The 20,256-nt window shown below is 71.4% G+C and carries 15 protein-coding genes; 5 read left to right on the forward strand and 10 right to left on the reverse strand.

The genetic code is table 11. From position 1 onward, the window contains the following. The first annotated feature begins 66 nt into the window (after positions 1-66). Together hemB and WMF42_RS00085 are read left to right on the forward strand one after the other, a co-directional pair. Positions 67-1,068, forward strand: coding sequence for a porphobilinogen synthase (gene hemB / locus WMF42_RS00080; protein ID WP_437694450.1), 1,002 nt, complete (start codon positions 67-69; stop codon positions 1,066-1,068). Positions 1,069-1,131: 63 nt separating this feature from the next. Beyond that, positions 1,132-1,641 carry a hypothetical protein gene (locus WMF42_RS00085; protein ID WP_437689621.1) on the forward strand — a complete coding sequence of 170 codons (510 nt, stop codon included), beginning with the start codon at positions 1,132-1,134 and terminating at the stop codon, positions 1,639-1,641. Between the two features lie 99 nt (positions 1,642-1,740). On the opposite strand, the gene WMF42_RS00090 is transcribed toward WMF42_RS00085, so the two are convergent. The 3 genes from WMF42_RS00090 to WMF42_RS00100 are packed head-to-tail and all read right to left on the reverse strand — an operon-like array spanning position 1,741 to position 6,919. Beyond that, positions 1,741-3,696 (reverse strand): ABC transporter ATP-binding protein, encoded by a 1,956-nt coding sequence (locus tag WMF42_RS00090; RefSeq protein WP_437689623.1) that lies wholly within the window; start codon positions 3,694-3,696, stop codon positions 1,741-1,743. After that, positions 3,693-5,486: an ABC transporter ATP-binding protein gene (locus WMF42_RS00095; protein WP_437689625.1), complete on the reverse strand. Its 1,794-nt coding sequence runs from the start codon at positions 5,484-5,486 to the stop codon at positions 3,693-3,695. Before WMF42_RS00095 ends, WMF42_RS00090 begins: the two co-directional genes overlap by 4 nt. A gap of 26 nt (positions 5,487-5,512) precedes the next feature. Further along, complete coding sequence (locus tag WMF42_RS00100; protein ID WP_061609133.1) at positions 5,513-6,919, reverse strand: KOW motif-containing protein; 1,407 nt, start codon at positions 6,917-6,919, stop codon at positions 5,513-5,515. Between the two features lie 393 nt (positions 6,920-7,312). Here WMF42_RS00100 and WMF42_RS00105 point away from each other — a divergent pair, with 393 nt between their 5' ends. Continuing rightward, positions 7,313-7,921 carry a zinc-ribbon domain containing protein gene (locus WMF42_RS00105; RefSeq protein ID WP_437689627.1) on the forward strand — a complete coding sequence of 203 codons (609 nt, stop codon included), beginning with the start codon at positions 7,313-7,315 and terminating at the stop codon, positions 7,919-7,921. Between the two features lie 121 nt (positions 7,922-8,042). Here the strand turns inward: WMF42_RS00105 and WMF42_RS00110 are convergent, their stop codons facing one another. The 3 genes from WMF42_RS00110 to WMF42_RS00120 form a co-directional block, all read right to left on the reverse strand. After that, the gene (locus WMF42_RS00110; protein ID WP_061609131.1) at positions 8,043-9,935 is read right to left on the reverse strand and encodes a serine/threonine-protein kinase; all 1,893 of its coding nucleotides are present in this window, start codon (positions 9,933-9,935) and stop codon (positions 8,043-8,045) included. A 184-nt stretch (positions 9,936-10,119) separates the two neighbouring features. Then, positions 10,120-10,980: an HAD hydrolase family protein gene (locus WMF42_RS00115; protein WP_437689629.1), complete on the reverse strand. Its 861-nt coding sequence runs from the start codon at positions 10,978-10,980 to the stop codon at positions 10,120-10,122. Positions 10,981-10,990: 10 nt separating this feature from the next. Further along, positions 10,991-12,190, reverse strand: coding sequence for a class I SAM-dependent rRNA methyltransferase (locus WMF42_RS00120; protein WP_199693744.1), 1,200 nt, complete (start codon positions 12,188-12,190; stop codon positions 10,991-10,993). 235 nt (positions 12,191-12,425) lie between these two features. On the opposite strand from WMF42_RS00120, the gene WMF42_RS00125 reads away from it, so the two are divergent. After that, the gene (locus WMF42_RS00125) at positions 12,426-13,346 is read left to right on the forward strand and encodes a hypothetical protein (RefSeq protein ID WP_437689632.1); all 921 of its coding nucleotides are present in this window, start codon (positions 12,426-12,428) and stop codon (positions 13,344-13,346) included. A gap of 114 nt (positions 13,347-13,460) precedes the next feature. Continuing rightward, positions 13,461-15,233, forward strand: a complete 1,773-nt coding sequence (gene lnt / locus WMF42_RS00130) for an apolipoprotein N-acyltransferase (protein ID WP_437689633.1) — start codon at positions 13,461-13,463, stop codon at positions 15,231-15,233. On the opposite strand, the gene WMF42_RS00135 is transcribed toward lnt, so the two are convergent. The 4 genes from WMF42_RS00135 to secA all read right to left on the reverse strand — a co-directional run bounded on the left by WMF42_RS00135 (position 15,220) and on the right by secA (position 20,029). Beyond that, complete coding sequence (locus WMF42_RS00135; protein ID WP_061609126.1) at positions 15,220-15,528, reverse strand: HU family DNA-binding protein; 309 nt, start codon at positions 15,526-15,528, stop codon at positions 15,220-15,222. The genes lnt and WMF42_RS00135 overlap by 14 nt on opposite strands. 64 nt (positions 15,529-15,592) lie before the next feature. Continuing rightward, on the reverse strand, positions 15,593-16,201 hold the full coding sequence (gene ybeY / locus WMF42_RS00140; RefSeq protein ID WP_061609125.1) for an rRNA maturation RNase YbeY: 609 nt from the start codon (positions 16,199-16,201) through the stop codon (positions 15,593-15,595). A 7-nt stretch (positions 16,202-16,208) separates the two neighbouring features. After that, positions 16,209-16,859, reverse strand: coding sequence for a fructose-6-phosphate aldolase (gene fsa, locus WMF42_RS00145; protein WP_061609124.1), 651 nt, complete (start codon positions 16,857-16,859; stop codon positions 16,209-16,211). 134 nt (positions 16,860-16,993) lie between these two features. Beyond that, entirely contained in the window at positions 16,994-20,029 is a 3,036-nt protein-coding gene (gene secA / locus WMF42_RS00150) for a preprotein translocase subunit SecA (RefSeq protein ID WP_061609123.1), read from the reverse strand. Positions 20,030-20,256: the final 227 nt, after the last annotated feature.

The following is a 20,256-nucleotide window of genomic DNA, read 5'->3' on the forward strand; positions in this document are numbered from 1 at the left end:
TCGCCCGGCTTCCGCGATCCGCGGATCGCGCGTGCCGCGACCGGAGCGGTCCTCGCGGGTGAAGGGCTGCTATGCTCCGCCGCCGTGTTCCCCACGAAGAGACCGCGCCGGCTCCGTCGCTCTCCCGCCCTCCGCGCCCTGGTGCGGGAGACGTCCCTCAACCCGGGAGATTTCATCCTCCCGCTCTTCTTCAACGAGGTGCTCGACGCGCCTCGCCCGGTGGGGACGATGCCCGGCGTCTCGCAGCTCCCGGTGAGCGCCGCGGCCGCGCAGGCGCGGCTCTGCAAGGAGCTCGGCGTCGGCGGGACGATCCTGTTCGGGCTCCCGCGCATCAAAGACGCGTCGGGCACGAGCGCCTACGACGAGGACGGCCCGGTCCCGCGCGCGATCAAGGCGATGAAGGACGCGGTGCCGGAGCTGCTCGTGATGACCGACGTGTGCGTGGACGAGTACACCGACCACGGACACTGCGGGCTGCTGCGGCAGGACGCGTCCGGAGCGGTCGACGTCGACAACGACGCGACGCTCGAGGTGCTCGCGCGGGCGGCGGTGGTCCACGCCAAGGCGGGGGCCGACGTGGTCGCGCCGAGCGACATGATGGACGGCCGCGTCGCCGCGATCCGGCGCGCGCTCGACGCCGAGTCGCTGACGGGGACGGCGATCCTCTCCTACGCCGTGAAGTATGCGTCCAGCTTCTACGGGCCGTTCCGCGAGGCGGCCGACTGCGCGCCCAAGTTCGGGGACAGGGCGGGCTACCAGATGGACCCCGGCAACGCGCGCGAGGGGCTGCGCGAGGCGGCGCTCGACGAGGAGGAGGGGGCCGACATGCTCATGGTGAAGCCCGCGCTCGCGTACCTCGACGTCATCGCCCGCGTGCGCGAGGTGACGACGCTGCCGCTCGGCGCCTACAACGTCAGCGGCGAGTACGCGATGATCAAGGCGGCCGCGGAGCGCGGGATGATCGACGAGAAGCGGGCGGTGCTCGAGCTGCTCACGTCGATCCGGCGCGCCGGGGCGGACTTCATCCTCACCTACCACGCGCTCGATGCCGCGCGCTGGCTCGGCTGAGCCATGCAGCGCCGGGGCGCGGACGGGGGTGCTGCGCGGCGTTCGAGGTGGGCCGCCGCGTGTGTGGTGGGGGCGTCGGCCGCGCTCGCGGCGGGGTGCTCACCGGGCAGGTGCGATCGCTCCGAGAGCGAGAACCCGCCGATCGAGTTCACCGAAGCCGTGCCCGAGGGGGGCGTCTACGAGACCTCGGCGCCGGACGGCGAGCTCCTCCATTTCCCGGGCGGCATGCGGTATGCGCTCAAGCATCACCTCGGGCAGCGGCCGCGGTGGTGGCAGGTGTACCTGTCGTTCGAGCGCGACGGCACGAGGAGCGGCGGGACGCTGGCGCACGCGGCGGGCAACCAGGCCGAGGTCATCTGCGTCGACGATCAGCACCTGGTCGTCATGAACGGTAGCTGCTCCGAGTACTGGCTCCGGGTGGTCGCTGGCGGCGCAGAGGGCGCGGACGGCGAGAGCAGCGCCGATGACGGCGCCACCGGGACCGCCGGGGGCGCGGAGGGCGCCGACGACGGCGCGATGGGCGCGGGCGGAGGCGCTGCTGGCGTGCGGTGCTACGCCGGCGATCCCGGCTGAGGGAGCGCACGACTCCAGGGTCGGAGAGAGAGCGCGCGGCGCGCGTCAGCGCCCGCGGCGTTCATCCAGCGAGCCCTGGCCGCGCCTGCTGCGGCGAGCCTAGGCGTGCGCCGCCTCCTGACGAGCGAACTGAAGCCGGTACAGCTTGCTGTAGACGCCGCCGGTGGCGAGCAGGTCCTCGTGCGTGCCCTGCTCGACGACGCTGCCCTTGTGGAACACGACGATCCGGTCGACGGCGCGGATCGTCGAGAGGCGGTGCGCGATGATCAGCGCGGTGCGCCCCTCCATCGCTCCCTCGAGCGCGCGCTGGAGGCGCGCCTCGGTGTCGCTGTCGACGTTGGCCGTGGCCTCGTCCAGGATGAGGATCGGCGGGTCGCGGTAGAGGGCGCGGGCGAAGGCGATGAGCTGCCGCTCGCCGGCGCTGAAGTTGCTGCCGCGCTCGAGCACGGGGCCGTCGAGGCCGCCCTCGCGGCGCTCGAACAGATCGAGGGCGCCGATGCGGTTCAGCGCGTTCACCACCTTCGCGCGATCCGGGATCGCGTCGCCTGCCGCGATGTTGGTGAGCACCGTGCCGGGGAACAGGAACACGTCCTGGGGGACGACGGCGAACTTGCGGCGCAGCTCGTCGCGAGGGTACGCGCTGACGTCGCGGCCGAAGACCCGCACGGCGCCGTCCTCGACGTCGTAGAGGCGGAGCAGCAGCGAGGCGACCGTGCTCTTGCCGGCGCCTGTCGCGCCGACCAGCGCGAGCTTCTCGCCGCTCCTCGCCGCGATCGAGACCTGCCGCAGCACGGGCACGCCCGGCTTGTAGCCGAAGAAGACGTTGTCGAGCTCGAACGCGACGCGCTCGTCCGCGGCCGCTGCCGCGCCGGTACAGCTCGCCGCCGTCGCCGTCGCGTCCTCGTCCTTGTTGTCTAGCAGCTCGAAGATGCGCTCCGCGCCGGACATCGCCGACTGCAGCAGCGTGTACCGGGCCGAGAGATCGCGGATCGGGACGAAGAACATGTCGATGTACGCGACGAAGGCGAACAGCGTCCCGAACGAGACCTGCTCCTTCAGGCTCTTCACGCCGGCGTACCAGAGCACCGCGGCGATGCAGACGCTCGAGACCATCTCGATGGCGGCGTCGAGCGTGGCGTCGAGCACGATCGATCGGTTGTTGGCGCTGCGGTAAGCCGCGTTGATCTCGTCGAACTCCTCGGCCGAGCGCTCTTCGCGGGCGTAGGCCTGCACGACGGCCATCCCGGACACCTGCTCGTTGAGGTACGCGTTCATCCTGGCGGTCTTCGAGCGCACCTCGCGGAAGGCGTCGCGGATCCGCCGCCGCGTCCAGTTGACGCCGAGGGCGACGGGCGGCACCGCCGCGAAGGCGAGCAACGACATGCGCCAGTCGAGCGACAGCATCACGACGATGATGACGGCGAGCCGGATCAGATCGCCGAACGCGTTGAGCGCGCCGGACGCGAAGATCTCGCCGATCGCGTCCACGTCGTTCGTCACGCGGGTGACGAGCCGGCCGACCGGCGTGCGATCGAAGAACCCGAGGCGGCGCGTGTGAAGGAAGCCGAAGACGCGTATGCGCAGGTCAGCCATCGCGCGCGCGCCGGCGAGCTGCATCAGGTAGAGCTGCGGGAACGCGAGCGACTGCTCCACGAGCATGATGCCCGTGAGCAGGATGCCGGCGCGCGTGAGGTGATCGAGCCCGCCGGGCGCGTCGAAGGCGTCGAGCGCGTCGCGCATGATGAGCGGGCGCAGCAGCGCCAGCGAGGCGGTGACGATGAGCAGCGCCAGCGAGAGCGCGAGGTGCTTGCCCTGCGGGCGCACGAACGGCCATAGCCGCAGCAGCATGCGCGCGTCGTACGCCTCGCCGAGCTGCGTCTCCTCGTGGAAGCGGCTCAGCACGTCCTCGGTGCGGCTCGCCTTCTTCGCCCCGCGGGCCCTGTTTGCGGCCGCCTGCGCCGGCGGCCGCGGGCGCGCGCCGGCCTCTCCCGCGGCCGAGCCGCCGCTCGATCTGGCCCGTATCGTCGCGCCCTCTTCCGGTCCCGGCTGTGTCATGAGAGCCCCACCGGCTGCGAGGCCGGCGCCTCGAAGGTCGCGAGATCTTCCTCGAGCTGCTGCTCCTCCGCGAACGACGCGTACAGCCCGCCCGCGCGGACGAGCTCGTCGTGCGTGCCCCGCTCGATGACCTGGCCCTGCTCCAGCACCACGATCGCGTCGCACCGCCGCGCGGCCGCGACCCTGTGCGTGATCAGGATGACGGTCCGCCGCGCGGCCTGCCGCTCGATCGCCGCGAGGATGGCCTGCTCGGTCTTCGCGTCCACGGCGGAGAGCGGATCGTCGAGCACGAGGACGTTCGGCTCACGCACGAGCGCGCGCGCGAGCGCGACGCGCTGGCGCTGCCCGCCGGAGAGCTGCACGCCCCGCTCCCCGACCACCGTGTCGAAGCCGTCCGGCAGCGAGAGCACCTCGTTCAGCACCTCGGCCTCGGCCGCGGCCGCGCGGATGACCTCGAACGAGGCGGGCGAGTCCGGATCGTCGAGCGAGTAGCCGATGTTGCGCGCCACGGTGGTCGAGAAGAGGAAGGCGTCCTGCTGCGCGTAGCCGACGCTCGCGCGCACGGTCTCCAGGGGCAGATCGCAGATGTCGATGCCGTCCAGGAGCACCGTGCCGCGCGGCGTGGGCATGAGCCGGGCGAGCAGCGTGGCGATGGTGCTCTTGCCCGAGCCGGTGCGGCCCACGATGGCCAGCGACTTGCCCGCCTCGATCTCGAAGCTCACCCCGTCGACGACCTTCCTGGCGCCATGGGAGAACGTCAGATCCTTGACGGCGATGGCGCCGCGGACGGCTTCCGGGGCGGGCGTCGGGCCGCTCACGACCTCGGGGACGGCCTCGAAGATGGCCTTGAGCCGCGCGTAACCGGCGCGGCCGCGCTGGACGATCGCCGCGACGAAGCCGAGGGCGAGCACCGGCCACGTGAGCCGCAGCAGCGCCAACCAGAAGGAGACGAAGTCACCCCTCGTTATCTGCCCGTCGAGCACGAGCTGCCCGCCGTACCAGAAGACGATGAGCACGCCGACCGAGCTGATGGCCCCCATGAGCGGCCCCATCGACCCGCGCAGCTTGGCGAGCGAGAGGCTCTTCTCGAGGTAGGCCTGGTTCGTGTTGGAGAACGCGGCCATCTCGGAGGCCTCGAGCGCGAACGAGCGGACCACCCTCACGCCCGCGAGGCTCGCGAGGACGCGGTCGCTCATGGCGCCGATCGCCTCCTGGTTGTCGCGGGTGCGGGTGAAGAGCCTCGTCGAGAACGAGCGGGTGACGAGCATCAGCGCGGGCATCGTCACGAGCGCCGCCAGCGTGAGCTTCTTCGAGATGTTGAGCATCACGTACAGGGCGCTCGCGAAGGCGAAGATCGAGCCCACGACGTTCAGCAGGCCGAAGCCGAGGAGCAGCCGCACCTGCGTCAGATCGTTCGTCGCCCGGCTCATGATCTCGCCGGTCGGCATCTTGCGGAAGAAGGCCGGCCCGAGCTTGTGCAGGCGCGCGAGCAGGACGGCCCGGAGCTCGTACTCGACGTTGCGGCCCGCCGTGAAGACGGTGACCCGCGAGAACACGCGCATGATCGCGGCGCCCACGCTCACGCCGAGCATGATGAGCGCCGCCCGCGAGGCCTCGGTCGACTGGAGCTTCACGGCCGCGTCGACGGCGTCCTTGACCAGGAAGTCCCGCTTGGCCATGAGGAGCTGCTGCGTCGCGAGCAGCGCTGCGCCGGCCAGGTAGAGCGGGAGCTTGTCGCGGAACTGGGCGCCGAGCCCGACGGGGTAGGTTGAAGGATCGCGCTTGATCATTTCGGGGAGAGCCGCGCGGGCGACGCTCAGCGCGCCTTGCGCGGCGTCGGGGCGAGCGGCTTGCGGTGCGACGTCGAGAGGGCGGGGCGCTCTCTGCCCTCCACGACGAGCTCGAGGTCGTCGATCTCGAGCCTCGTCGAGAGCAGCCCGAGCAGGACGCGCGCCCCTCCGCGCCCGTCGAGCTCGCTCACCACGCCGATCTTGTCGGCGAAGGGCCCGCGCCGCACGCGGACCCGGCTGCCCTTCTCGAGCACGCCGGCCTTCGCGGGCTCCGGCGTGATCCTCGCGGCGGCGTCCGGCTCGACGGACGCCGCGCGCTGCGCTCGCGGCGCGTGCTCGGCCGACGGCCTCTGGGGAGCTTCGGCCTTCGCCTGATGCTCCGTCTCGGCGTGCTGCGCTCGCCGGGCCGGAGCGGCGCCCTCTCCGCCGTGCTTCGGCGCGGGGCGCGGCTCGCCGCGACCGGCGCCGCTCGTCGACTTGAACAGCGTCGCCAGGGTCGGCCGGCGGGCGGGGAGGGCGGCCTCCACGCGCTCGTCGCCGCGCGCCCGCGCCTGCTCCATCGATCGCTCGCGCGCGCGGGCCTGCTCGGAGCGCCACCGCTCGTTCTCGGCCTCGAGCTCGGCGTGGGCCCGCGCCCGCTCCTGCTCGATGCCCTCGAGCTTGTGGTCGAGCGCGATGCGGTCGTTCTCGCGCGACCACGCGACCAGCCGGTAGATGGGGGCGAGCGCGACGAGCGCGTCCTCGAGCTGCTCGTCGAGGATGTCGGCGTGCTCCACCGCCGTCTCCCGCGGGACGGCCCAGCCGATCCAGAGCGGCACCTGCCCGTCAGCGGCGCGGCGGAGCATCTCCGCGATCGCGTCGGGCGTGGCCGCGCTGCAGGCGACGCGCTCGCCCCCGCCGGCGCCGAACGAGAACTGCTCCGGGAGCGCGTGCAGCGCGCTCGTGAGCTCGGCGGCGAGCGGCGACGTCGGCTCGCCGGTCGCGTCCTCGGTCGCCGAGACGCGGGCCCGGAGGTTGTCGACATCGACCTTCGCGTCCGGGTGGACCGCGAAGCACACCTGCACCTCGCCCTCCGAGATGCGCAGCGCGAGGAACGCGTGCCGCGTGTAAGGGCTCGGATCGTCGATCGCCTCGGACATCGAGCGGCCGCGATCGAGCAGGCGATCGAGCTCGTCCCGCGCGGCCTGGTCGCGCCAGAAGAAGACCCACTGGCAGTCGGCCCGGTGCCTGTTGCGGATCGAGGGGTGCTCGTCCGAGCCGTGGACGTCGACGGAGATGCCGAGCTCGGCCAGGCGGGCGACCACGCCGCGCGCCCAGGCGAGCGCGCGCTGCTTCACCTCGAGGCGAGGGCGCGAGTAGGCCTTCGAGGTCGCCTTTTCGGCGGCGTACGCGTCGAAGTCACGAGCGGTGAGGTGCAGGGAAGGATGGCTCATTGCTTCGACTGGCTGCGAGGCGCTGCGTGGGCGGGTGATGCCCGTGGTCCGTCACGGGAGGAGGAGTACGGGAGGAGCTGCGCTCCCCGGTGAAAGTCGCGCGGATGGTATCGTGAGGAGCTTCGAAATCAAAGCCTCCACGCCGCGCGATCGATCCCGGCGATGCGTGGAGGCGGCACGCTTGACCGCCCTGACAAGCATGTCACCGTAGGCACTCCCGTGCCCCATCAAGAGGGCGATCCCACCAGTATCATCGAGATCCCCCGCGTAAAGTGCGCTTCTCCAGCGCAGCGGGGCAGCTCCCGGGCGCTCCAGTCACGCGAGTCACGCGTGCCACCCGAGCACCCGAGCCCGTGAGCCTGCGAGGCCCGTCGGCCTGACGAAAGAGGAATCATGGAACAGCATCGAGACGAGCACATTGTCTGCGCGAGCTGCGGCACGTCGTTCCTATTCTCGGCTGCGGAAGCGGCCGTCTACGCCGAACGGAAGCTCGCGGCCCCGCCCAAGCGGTGCCGGACCTGCCGCCGCGCGCGCAAGGACAATCGAGGGGAGCACGAGAGCGCGTCGACGACGCGCGCAGCGCAGCACCAGCGCCCTGGAGCGGCCCGGAGCGCCGGAGGGTACCGCGGCGCTCCGCGCGGCGGCGGGCAGCCTCGGACGCCTCGCTACACGGGCGATGTCAACGAGTACCGGAGCCCGATGCAGGATGCGTACTCGGGGCTGACGCCCGCCTGGACGGCGCCGAGCCACTACCAGCAGCGCCCGCGCGGCGGCGCGCCTGCCCGCGACGACGGCAACTACCGCGCCCCGTCGTTCGCCGGCGAGCGCCGCGCGGGGCCTCCGACCCGCAGCGCGGCGCAGCAGCCCCGCGCGCCGCGCAACCGTCCGACCTTCTCGATCACGTGCAAGTCGTGCGGCGCCGAGGGCGAGGTCCCGTTCAAGCCGGTCGAGGGGCGCGACGTGTTCTGCCAGGCGTGTTACCGCGCCCGCAAGCCTTCCTGAAGACCCCGGAGAAAAGCCCGGCGCCGCGCGCGTCCCGCCGAGGGTCGGCGGGCAGACCCCGCAGGGTCGCTGGCGCGCGGCGCGACCGGCGAGCGGCGAGCGGCGCGACCGACGCGCTGAGCTACAGGCTGATCTCGCAGGCGAGCTCGGAGGTGAAGCCGAGCTCGCCGAGCGTGATCGTGACCTTCACGCCGCCGCCGGACGCGCGCCTCGCCGTCTCCTCGACCATCCCCACGACCCACAGCCGGAGCGGCAGCGAGGCCGGGTCGAAGTCGCCGATGTGCAGCGTGACCCGACCGGTCGGGCCGGTCGCCACGCGCCACGAGCCGAACGTGAAGAGCCGCGACCAGATCGACGTCCCGCGGCGCATGAGCGACGCGATGTCGGTCAGCGGGCGCGCGAACAGCGTGCGCACGAGGCTGTGCAGCTCGCCGCCGACGCCGAGCCTGCCGATGTCGCGCCAGCGCTCGAGATCGCGCAGCACGAGCGACGTCGCGAGCTCCATGTACGCGTCGAGCGCCTCGAGGTCGTACCCGACGAGCGCGTTGATCGAGTCGTGCCGGAAGTCGTCGGCGTAGCGGAGCGGCATCTGCGCGACGACCTCGTCGCGCGCGCTCCTGCCGTACTCGTCCACGATGGTGCGATCGACGCTCCGCAGCACGGGGCCGCGCACGTGGTACTGGCCCGCGAAGCGCGCCGGCAGCGGTCGGACCGGGGTCACGTTGGGCCGCCGCGTGTCGCGCTGCCGGTTGATCAGGTTGCCGAAGTCGGCGCTGCGCACGGTCGGCTCGGCGCGGAGGCCAAGATCGGCGCTGCGCACCGTGGGCAACGACTCGCCGCGCTGCGAGAGCAGGGTGGGCTCTGAGCCCCGGTTCCGCAGCGCGTTCGAGAGCGTCGCGCCGGGCGCTGGCTTCGCCGGCTCGGACGACGGCCGCATGCCCGGCGGCGCCTCGGTGACGCGGCTGCCGGACACGAGCGGCGGCGAGATGCGCATCGGCGGCGCGGGGCTCACGTCGAACGGCGTGCCCACGCGCGAGCGGTCGCGCGAGGAGGAGAGGCGATCGCGCTCGTTCTCCGTGGCGTTCCCCAGGCTCAGGGCCATCCGTCGCTGCACGTTGATCAGCCTGCCGAGCGCCGCCGTCCGCCGGGAGGCGTCCGCCGCGACGCGCTCGAGCTCGCGGACGACGTCGCCGGCCGTCTGGAAGCGCTTCGCGGGATCCTTCTGCAGGAGCCGCTGCACGATCGCCTCGAGCCGCGGGTCGACGGTCACGCCCGCCGAGGCGAGCGTCGGCACCTCCGCGTGCACGACGCGGAATGCGGTCGCCACCGCGGTCGGCGCGCGGAACGGCCGCGTGCCCGTGAGCACCTCGTAGAGCAGGACGCCGACCGAGAAGAGATCGCTCCGCCCGTCGAGCGGCGAATCCCCGGTGGCCTGCTCCGGCGACAGGTAGTCCGGCGTGCCGAACACCACGCCCGTGCGCGTCCGCGGCGACGGCCCGTCGGAGTCGAGCACCTTGGCGATGCCGAAGTCGAGCAGCCGGACGACGGCCGAGCCGCGGCTCGGATCGAAGGCGATGAAGATGTTCTCGGGCTTGAGATCGCGGTGGATGATCCCCGCGCGGTGCGCGGCGTCGAGCGCCTCCAGCACCGGGATCGCGACCCCGACGGCGGCCTCCATGTCGAGTCGGCCGAAGCGCGCGAGCGCCATGCCGAGCGACTCGCCGTCGAGGTGCTCCATCACGATGTACGGACCGAGGTCGCCGACGCCCGCGTCGATCACGTCGACGATGTTCGGGTGGCGGATCCGGTTGACCGCCTGCGCTTCCTGGAAGAACCGGTGGGAGAGCTCGGAGTTGTCCGCCAGCTCCGGGTGAAGGAATTTGATCGCAACGGCGCGACCTGCGAGCACGTGCTCCGCCCGGAACACGTCGCCCATGCCGCCCCCGCCGATGCGCTCCGCGAGGCGGTACTTGTTGTCGACGAGGAGGCCGGGGGTCGGGGGTCGAAACGCCATCTGCTGCCGCTGGCGGGCGAGGGACCAAGGTCATGGTCCCCGAGAACACGCGCCCCTGTAAAGGGTTGGGAGGCATGCTCCTCCCGAAAGCTCGATCCTATTCCTTCGGTGCGCGTCGCGGCTAGGGTACGTGCTCCATGTGTGGGGCGGATCGCAGCGCGAGGCACATTCGCGCGCGCGGCGATCACGGCGCGGGTGCATTCTTCCGCAGTTCGGTGATCCGGTGTGCGATTTCTGCGAACCCGCGCCCCATGGGAAGCGAGGCCACGAACCGCGGCGGCACCGACAGCTTGCCGAGGTGGGCTCGGACGTTGGCGACCCCGAAGGTCAACGCAAATGCGGCAAAAGCGACGCCATCGTTGCCGCTGTCGCCCACGAAGGCGTAACGGTACCGCGCCCGGGTGGGATCCTCGCCGAACCGCGTCGAGAGCAGCCGCACGACCCCCGTGGCCTTGTCGGACGGGTCAAGGGTGAGGTGGAGGTGGACGCTGGAGAGCAGCGTCCTCACCCCCCGCTCGCGCAGCTCCGCGCGCATCGTCTGCACGTCCTCGTGCGGGACCTGCCGGTGCTCTCCGATGTCGATGGTAACGTCGGTCACCCTCTGATCGTTGTCGTCCGCGAGCGCCGCCGCAGGAAAACGACGCACCAGGTCGTCGGCGAGCGCGACGAGCTCGGCCCGTCGCGCTCGCCTGGCCTCCCGGTCCATCCCGTCGAGCAGGGCGACCCGGCCGCCGCCGGCGCTCCGGGCGAGCGCTCCCTGGTAGCCGGCGCCGGCGGCGGGACCGGCCTGCCCGCGCACCACCGCGACGGCCCCGTTCTCGGCGATGGTCGCGTCGATCGGCCATTGCCGCTGGATCACCTCGCCCCATCCGGCGGGCCTGCCGGTGCAGGCGATCAGCGCGAGGCCCGCCTCGCGAAGGCGAAAGAGCGATCCGTATGCGGGCTCGGTGAGGGCGCCGTGGTCCAGCACGGTGTCGTCGAGGTCGAAGATCACCCCCGCGAGGGCGCGGGCGGCGTCGGGGGTCAGCCGGGAGAGGGGTTCCATCGGGCGATCGTCAGAGCGCGTCGACGCGCGCGATGAGGCTCTTCAGGTAGAGGCCTTCGGGGAAGGCCGACGGGACGGGGTGGTCCCCGCCCTGGAAGTGCCGGTCGAACACAGCGGCCTGCATGCGCGCGTCGCGCGCCCCGAGCGCGAGCACCCGGGTCAGGTCGTCGAGGCTCACGGCGCTGGAGCAGGAGCACAGGACGAGGACGCCCCCCGGCCGCGTGGCGCGGCACGCCCCGGCCGCGAGGCGCCGGTACGCGGTGAGCGCGGCGTCCTTCGACGCGCGCGTGCCCGCCAGCTTCGGAGGGTCGCAGATGACGAGGTCGAAGCCCCCCAGCCTCGACGCGTTCTGCAGCGCCTTGCGGGCGTCGTCGCGCGTGAAGGTGATCCGGTCGAGCAGCCCGTTCTCCCGCGCGCACTCCGCCCCGACCTCGAGCGCCGTCGCGCTCTCGTCGATCGCGAGCACCTCGCTCGCCCCGCCGCGGGCCGCCGCCATGGCGAACGTGCCGACGAAGCAGAAGGCGTCGAGCACGCGCCGGTTGTGGGCGAGCTGCTCGACGCGGGTCCGCAGCGTCCGCTGGTCCAGGTAGAAGCCGGTCTTGTGGCCGAGCGCGAGCGGGATCGTGTAGCGCAGCCCTCGCTCGACGAACCGGAGCTGGTCGACGCCGGGATCGCCGCGCACGACGCCGGCGTCGGCGGTGAACCCCTCGAGCTTCGCGAGCGATTCCGGGGTCCTGTCCACGATCGCGCGGGGCGAGAGCGCCGCCTGGAGGGCGTCGAAGATCACCCCTTCGCGGCGCTTGACCCCGATGGTGCCGAGCTGCACGACGGCCACGTCGCCGAACAGGTCGACGATCAGCCCCGGCAGGCCGTCCCCCTCCGCGTGGACCAGCCGGAAAGCGTCGGTCTCGTGGCCGGGCGCCCGCGCGGGCAGGCCGAGCTCGCGGCGGTGGGCGATGGCGCGCTCGATCCGGTGCCGGAACAGGGCCGCGTCGATCGGCCTGTCCTCGCGCGTGTACATGCGCACCGGGATGGCCGAGCGCGGCGTGTAGAGCCCGCGGCCGAGCACGCTGCCGTAGGGGTCGGTGACCACGACCTCGTCGCCGGCCACGGCGCCGCCCTCGATGCGCGCGATCGCCTGAGCGAACACCCAGGGATGCCCCGACCACACGGGTCGAACATGACCCTGCTTCAACGTAACCGTAGGCATGATGAATCCGATTGCTCTCGATGTTGGCAGGGCTGCCGACGGGGGCGGCCGCGCCGTGACGTTTGCCGTTCGAGCTAGTACCCTGCGGGACGGCGCGCGTGTGAACCTTCCGCCACAGCGCGCCGTGGCGGCCGATGCACGCCGGCGTGCTTCGCGGCCATGGTGACGACAGTCCAGCGAGATGGTCGATGGCATCCCGGTTGCTAACTTCCCTGCACCGAAGAGGAGTCGCCCGATGCGCCGTTGCTTGACCCATGCCCTTGTTGCGGTGGCGATGACCGCGCCGATGAGCGCGCTCGCGCAGGAGAACAACAACTGTCCTCCTGGCGCCTGGTTCTGCGAGGAAGTGGAGCCGCCCCCCGATGCCTCCGCGGAGCCGCCGCCCGCCGACGAGCCCCCGCCCGCCGAGGCGTTGCCCCCACCGCCGCCCGTCCCGCCCCCGGGCAGGCGCGCGACCCGCCCGGCCCCGCCGCCTGTCGTCGTCTACCAGACCTCGCCCTCGGGCCAGCCCCCGCAGGTCATCGTGGTGGCGCCCGGGACCGCTCCTCCGCCCCGGGTGATCGTGCGCCGCACGACCCCGCCAGCGCCGCCTCCGCCGCCGAAGAAGCGCTGGCGGCGCCAGTGGGGCGTCAACTTCCGCATGGAGGGCCTGATGATGGGCCGCGAGCACGGCGGGGCCGACGAAGCCGGGATGGGCGGCGTCGGGATCAGCCTGCGTTACCGGCCCGTCCCCGCGTTCGCGCTCGATCTCGGCGCCGACTTCCTCGCGGGCATCGACTACAACGGCAACCCGCGGAGCGAGATGCCGCTCTCGCTGAGCGGCATGCTGTTCGTCAACCCGCGCAGCCGCACGCAGTTCTACTTCACGGGCGGCCTCAACATCGCGCACGCCGAGGTCGAGCAGCGCTCCGGCCAGGCGGCCGGCGGCGAGGCGTTCGCCCCGAACACGGAGTACGACTACTTCGGCGCGCACGGCGGCATCGGCCTCGAGTTCCGGCTCTCCCCCCGTCTCGCCCTGAACATCGATGCGCTCGGCTTCGTGCGCGGCCGCACGGACGACGGGCGCATTCCCGAGTTCAGGGATCCCGACACAGGCCGCACGACCGATACGTCGGGCGGGGGTCTCTTCCGTGGTGGGCTCAGCGTTTACTGGTGAGCGGCGCGTCGTAGCCTCCTCCCCGCCTTGACCTGGCGGGGCTCGCTTCGGTTTCGCTCTCGTCCCTCCCGCCTTCGCGGTCCGGGCTCCCTCCACGCGGTATAACGCCGCCTCGTGCCCAAGGCCCCGACCCCACGCGCGCCTCGCGGCCGCGCCCCGCTGCTCCTTTCCGTCGTTGGCGGCGCGACGTTCGCCCTCACCGCCCCGCCCACGGATCTCTATCCCGCGGTCATCGCTGGCCTCGCCTTGCTGGCGGCCGCCGTCCACGACGCGCCGACGTTCTGGCGCGCCTTCGGCCGCGGCGCCGCCTGGGGAACGGCCGCGGGGATCGTGGGCCTGCGCTTCGTGCCCGAGGTCATCCAGCGCTTCACGCCGCTCGGCTCGGCCGCCTCGTACCTCGCGCTTGTGCTGCTCGCGGCCGCCCAGTCGCTGGTCTGGGCCGTCTGCGGCGGCATCACGAGCGTCCTCCTCCGGCGGCTGCGCGCCCCCCTCGAGCTCGCCTTCGCGATCGGCGTGTTCGTCGCCGTGGCGCTCCCGACCGTGTTCGGCTGGACGCCGGCCGGCCTCATGAGCCCCTGGCCGGCGCTCGTTCAGCTCGCGGACCTCATCGGCGAGCGGGGCGTCTCCGTGCTGTTCGCCGTGGGGGCGGCCCTGCTCACCCGCGCGGGGCTCGCGGCCTTCGGGAAAGCGCCGGGCGGGCGCCCGCTCGCCGGCGTGTCGGCGCAGGGGCCGCGGTCCGCCCGCCCCCGGCTGTCCCGCGCGGTCGTCTACCCGGCGCTCGCGGGCGCCGGGCTGTTCGGCCTGCTCGCGGTCCACGGCGCGCTGCGGATGGCCGCGGTGGACCGCGCGAGCGTCGGCCTGCCGACGACGCGGGTCGCGCTCGTCAACCAGGCCGTAGGGCCCCACGAGCGCTGGCAGCCGAAGAACCACCCCCGGATCTTGCGCACGCTGCACGAGCTCACCCGGGAGGCCCAGGCCGCCGGCGCCGAGCTCACCCTCTGGCCCGAGGCCGCGTATCCCTACCCCCTCCCGCACAGCGCCCAGCAGGCGCCGCGCGGCGGCCGCGCGATCCTGGGGCCGGGCGTCCGCGGCCCGGTCCTCGCCGGGCTCATCACGCAGGCGGCCCCCGTGAAGGCCGCCGACGGCGTGGTGGAGCGGAACAGCTACAACTCCGCGACCCTCGTGCTCCCGGACGGGAGCATGCAGCCGACGCAGGACAAGCTGCAGCTCCTCTGGTTCGGCGAGACGGTCCCGGGCGGCGCTTACCTGCCCTGGCTGCGGCGCATCTTCCAGAAGAGCGGCGGGCTCATCCCGGGCGCGGAGCCGCGCGCCCTCACGCTCCCTCGAGAGCCGGGCCCCTCGCTCCGGATCGGCGTGCTCAACTGCTACGAGGATACGCTCACCGGGGTGGGGCGGCGGATCACCGCGACGCTCACCCCGAACCTCCTCGTCAACATCACGAACGACGCCTGGTTCACCGGGAGCGCCGAGCCCGAGCTGCACGCGAGGCTCGCGGTGATGCGCGCGATCGAGCTGCGCCGCGATCTCGTGCGCGCCGTGAATCTGGGCGTCACGTCCTGGATCGACGCGAGCGGCGTGGTGCGCAGCCGCAGCGAGGGCGCTGCGCCGGAGATCACGTTCGCGAGCCCGACGATCAGGGACGCGCCGCTGACGCCCTACACCCGCCTGGGCGACGCCCCGCTCGCGTCGCTGCTCGTCCTCGCGGCCGTCGCGTGCGCGCTCAGGGCGCGACGCTCCCCGGCGAAAGCCTCGCCCGATGCTCGGGACATCGCCTCGGCTGCGCGCCCGACCGAAGGGGCGCCGGAGCTCGCGTCGCCGGATGCGGCCACGCAAGCTGCAGCCGACGCGCCGCTCAGCCGTCCTTGAGCGCCTTGACGGGCGCCGCGCGGAGCTTGCGGCTCGCGGGCTTACCCTTGATGGTCATCGGCTGCTTCGTGAACGGATTGATGCCCTCCCGGTCCTGCGTTGCCGGGGTCTCCTTCGCCTTGATCTTCACGAGGCCCGGAACCGTGACCTCGCCAGGCCCTTCCGGACCAAGCTCCTTCTTCACCAGCTCGCCGAGCGCATCGAGCACGCTGGCCACGGACTTCTTGTCGAGGTTGGTGGCCTCGGCAAGACCAACGATCATCTGGGCCTTGGTCAGCTTGTTCGAACCGGGCATGTTTCCTCCAAGTCGAAAGGGGGCGTCCGTTTAACAAGCGAGGTTTCGCATCGCAAGGGATAAGTCATTGAGCCCCTGTCTTATTCGGTCTCGCGACGCCGGTGCGAGGCCGGATTCCAGTAGGACTGCTGCCCCGTGACGCCGCGGCAGCCTCGAGCTCCTGGGTCAAGGCCGTCATCTCCCGCTCCTCCGCGTCGGTCTTGTGGTCGTAGCCGACCAGGTGGAGCAGGCCGTGCCCGAGCAGCATCGTGATCTCATCGAGCAACGGACGGCCGCGTTCAGCGGCCTGCCGCGCGGCGGTATCGACCGAGACGATGACGTCGCCGAGCAGCCCGCTCCACGCTGACGGATCGAGGGGACCGCGCCGGCCGCGCCGGCGGGAAGCGGCGCCGTTCTGCTCGAGCATGGGGAAGGCGAGCACGTCGGTCGGCTTGTCCTTGTGCCGGTACGTGCGATTCAGCTCGTGGATGGCCTCGTCGTTCACGAGGGCAACCGAGAGCTCCACGCCCTGCAGCGCAAGGTGGTCGAGCATCTTGCTCGCTCGCCGGCGCACGACCGCCGTCGACACCCCCTTGAACGGTCCGCCCTGCGTCGTGATCGACACGACCGCGGGGGCCGCCGGGCGGCTCCCGCCTCGCTTCGTCACGGAGCTCTCCTTGCGCTTCTCGGCCACGGGATCGCTATACCAGCTCCGGTATCTTCTTCGCATCCGCCAGGAACTGCGCGAGCCCGATGTCGGTCAGCGGGTGCTTCGTGAGCTGCTTGATGACCTTGATCGGCATCGTCGCGGCGTGCGAGCCGATCATGGCGGCCTGCACGAAGTGGACGGGGTGCCGTACGCTCGCGGTGAGCACCTGCGTCGGGAAGCCGTAGTTCCGGTAGATGGTCACGACCTGCATGACGAGGTCCATGCCGTCGCCCGCCGTGTCATCGACGCGCCCGACGAACGGCGAGATGTACGTGGCCCCCGCCTTGGCCGCGAGGAGCGCCTGCGCAGCCGAGAAGCAGAGGGTGACGTTCGTCTTGATGCCCTCGGCGGCGAGGATCCGGACGGCCTTGAGCCCCTCGTCGATGAGCGGGACCTTGACCACCACGTTCCGGTGGATCTTCGCGAGCTCGCGCCCCTCCCGGACGATCGCGTCCTTCTCGACAGCCACCACCTCGGCCGAGATGGGGCCGTCGACCACCTCGCAGATCTCGGCGATCACCTGCCTCGTCGGCCTGCCCCCCTTGGCGAGGAGCGACGGGTTGGTGGTCACGCCGTCGATGACCCCCATCGACTGCGCTTCCTTGATTTCCGCGATGTCCCCAGAATCAATGAAGATCTTCATGGCCCTGCCTCCCCGGGCCGGTGAACCGGCCCTCCGCCCGTGTTCATGCGGGGGTCGGACGCAGGAGCAAGGGCCTGGCGAAGGCCCTTGCAGCCAGATCGCGCCCTGTCAGGCGGGCGGGCAGGAGGCCCGGCTCAGACCGTCGCCTCGTCCTCGGCGCCGTGGCACTTGTTGAAGGGCTTGCCGCTGCCGCAGGGGCACTCCTGCTCCTGCGTGACCGCGGGCGGCGCCAGCGCCGGCGCGGGGTTCGCGCCCATCGGGAGGGACTCCTCATGCTGCGCGATCGCGTCGAGCAACGCGGCCTCGTGCCGCTGCCGATCGGCCGCCTCGATCTGCGCCTCTTCCTGCTCGGCGCGCCTGACGTTCACGCTGAAGAGCTTCGTGACCACGTTCGAGGAGACGCGGGCCACCATGTTGACGAACATGTTGTAGCCCTCCTTCTTGTACTCCTGCTTCGGATCCTTCTGCCCGTAGCCGCGCAGGCCGATGCCGTCGCGGAGGTGGTCCATGTCGGTCAGGTGATCGACCCAGGACTTGTCGAGCTCCTCCAGGTAAAGGTGCCGGAAGATGCGCAGCGACAGCTCGACCCCGATCTCCTCCTCGCGCTTCTCGTAGGCCTTCTCGGCGCGCTCGTAGAGCTCCCGCGCCAGCGTCTCCTGGTCGCCGATGTGCGAGACGTCGTCCGGCAGATCGACGCCGAAATGCTCGCGGAAGCCCTGGAAGATGCCGCCCCAGTCCCAGTCCTCCGGCGGCTTGCGGGGCGGGCACGACTCCTCGACCATGGCGCCGATGAGTCGGTCCATCAGATCGAGCAGCCGCTCCCGCTGCTCCGTGAGCGCCTGCGGCACGAGCTCGACGCACTCGTCGAAGATCTCGAGGACCTTGTCGGCGCGCGGCTCGAGCTCGACCTTCACGCCCCAGCGCGTGTAGATCTCGCGCTGCAGGTTCTCGAGCTCGACGAACCGCTCCGTCCCTTCGAAGTCCTTCCGCACGATCTCGCGGCGGTTGCCGTCCGCGTCGAGCGGCATCACCGGATCGTTCGTGAACATCCCGAGCAGGTAGCCGACGTCCGGCCGGACCAGCTCGGTGATGGACGCGAGCGGCTTGACGGCGCGCTTCTCGCCCGTCGGCTTGCCCTCCTCGTCGAGGATCTCGGGAGAGTAGCGGCCGACGAGCAGCGACTGGCGCATGTCGTAGATCGTCTTGCGCTGCGCGCTCATCACGTCGTCGTACTCGAGCAGGTTCTTGCGGATGTCGAAGTTGCGCTCCTCGACCTTCTTCTGCGCGTTCTCGACGCTCTTCGTCACCCACGGGTGCTCGATGGGCTCGTCGTCCGGCATGCCCATCCGCTCCATCAGGTTCTTCACCCGATCGCCGGCGAAGATGCGCATGAGGTCGTCCTCGAGGGACAGGTAGAACTTCGACGTCCCGGGGTCGCCCTGGCGGCCGGCGCGGCCGCGGAGCTGGTTGTCGATGCGGCGCGACTCGTGCCGCTCGGTGCCGAGGATGTACAGGCCGCCGAGCTCGCGGATCTCGTTGCCCTCGGCGGTGCACTCCTTCTTGATCTCCTCGACCAGGGCCTCGAACGCCTCCGGCTCCGCCTCGGGCTGGCGGTTCTGCTCCTTGAACTTGAGCTTCGCGAGCATCTCCGGGTTGCCGCCCAGGATGATGTCCGTCCCGCGACCGGCCATGTTGGTCGACACCGTGATGGCGCCCTTGCGGCCCGCCTGCGCGACCACGTAGGCCTCGTTCTCGTGGTGCTTGGCGTTCAGCACGTTGTGCTTCACGCCCCGCTTCGTGAGGATCCGGCTGATCGCGGTGCTCTTCTCGACGCTCGTCGTGCCCACCAGGATCGGCTGGCCGAGCTCGTGCTTCTCGAGGATCTCGTTGATGACCGCCGTGAACTTCTCCTTCTCGGTCTTGTAGACGAGATCCTCGTAGTCGACGCGGACCACCGGCTTGTTCGTGGGGATGATGACGACGTCGAGCTTGTACGTGCTGTGGAACTCCGAGGCTTCCGTGTCCGCGGTCCCCGTCATCCCGGAGAGCTTCTTGTAGAGCCGGAAGAGGTTCTGGAAGGTGATCGTCGCCATCGTCCGGCTCTCCTCCTGGATCCGGACGTTCTCCTTCGCCTCGACCGCCTGGTGCAGGCCGTCCGACCACCGGCGGCCCGCGAGGACGCGGCCGGTGAACTCGTCGATGATGAGCACCTTGCCCTCGCGCACCATGTAGTTGACGTCGCGCTTGTAGAGCGTGTGCGCGCGCAGGCACTGATTCAGGATGTGCAGCGTCTCGAGGTTCACCGGATCATAGAGGTTCGTGCCCTTGAGCACCTTGAGCGCCGAGAGCAGCCGCTCCGCGGTCTCCACCCCTTCGTCGGTCAGCGTCACCGAGTGCGCCTTCTCGTCGACGGCGTAATGCTCCTCGTTCCGGAGCTGGGGGATGACCTCGTTGATCGTGCGGTACTTGTCGCTCGAGCGCTCCCCCTGGCCGCTGATGATGAGCGGAGTCCGCGCCTCGTCGATGAGGATGGAGTCGACCTCGTCGACGATCGCGTAATGGAGCGGGCGCTGCGCGTACTCGAGCGCCGAGAACTTCATGTTGTCGCGCAGGTAGTCGAAGCCGAACTCGTTGTTCTGGCCGTACGTGATGTCGCAGCGGTAGGCCTGGCGCTTCTCCGCGTCGCCCTGCTGGTTGACGACCACGCCCGTCGACAGGCCGAGGAAGCCGTAGAGCTTGCCCATCCACTCGGCGTCGCGCCGCGCCAGGTAATCGTTCACCGTGACGACGTGCACGCCCTTGCCCTCGAGGGCGTTGAGATAGCAGGGGAGCGTCGCGACCAGCGTCTTGCCCTCTCCGGTGCGCATCTCGGCGATGCTGCCGTTGTGGAGCACCATGCCGCCGATGAGCTGCACGTCGTAATGGCGCATCTTGAGCGCGCGCCTCGACGCCTCGCGGCAGACAGCGAACGCCGGGACCAGGATGTCGTCCAGCGTCGCCCCGTTGGAGAGCTTCTCCTTGAACTCCGCGGTCTTCCCCCGAAGCTCGGCGTCCGAGAGCTTCTGCAGCTCCGGCTCCATCCTCCCGATCGCCTCGACCCGGGGTCGCAAGCGGCGGATGGCACGCTCGTGCGAGGTGCCGAAAATCTTCTTCATCGCCCAAGTGAACATCTTTAGGTGCCTTGGCTCCGCGGCGGTCAGGTGGGAGGAAAGGGTCCGGCCGAGGAACGCGAACGTAGTCGCGCCGCGGGCGCCGCGCAATTCCTGGACCGCGCGCTCCGTCGACAACGCCGCCGCGACGATCCGACGGCGCTCCACCGCCCGGGCGCCGCCGATCGCCGGGATGTCAGGGGCGCGCGGGTCGCGTGGACGCGGACCCGCTTCCACACGCCCAGCCG

The sequence above is a fragment of the Sorangium sp. So ce176 genome (assembly GCF_051519835.1).
Classification (GTDB): Bacteria; Myxococcota_A; Polyangia; order Polyangiales; family Polyangiaceae; genus Sorangium; species Sorangium cellulosum_G.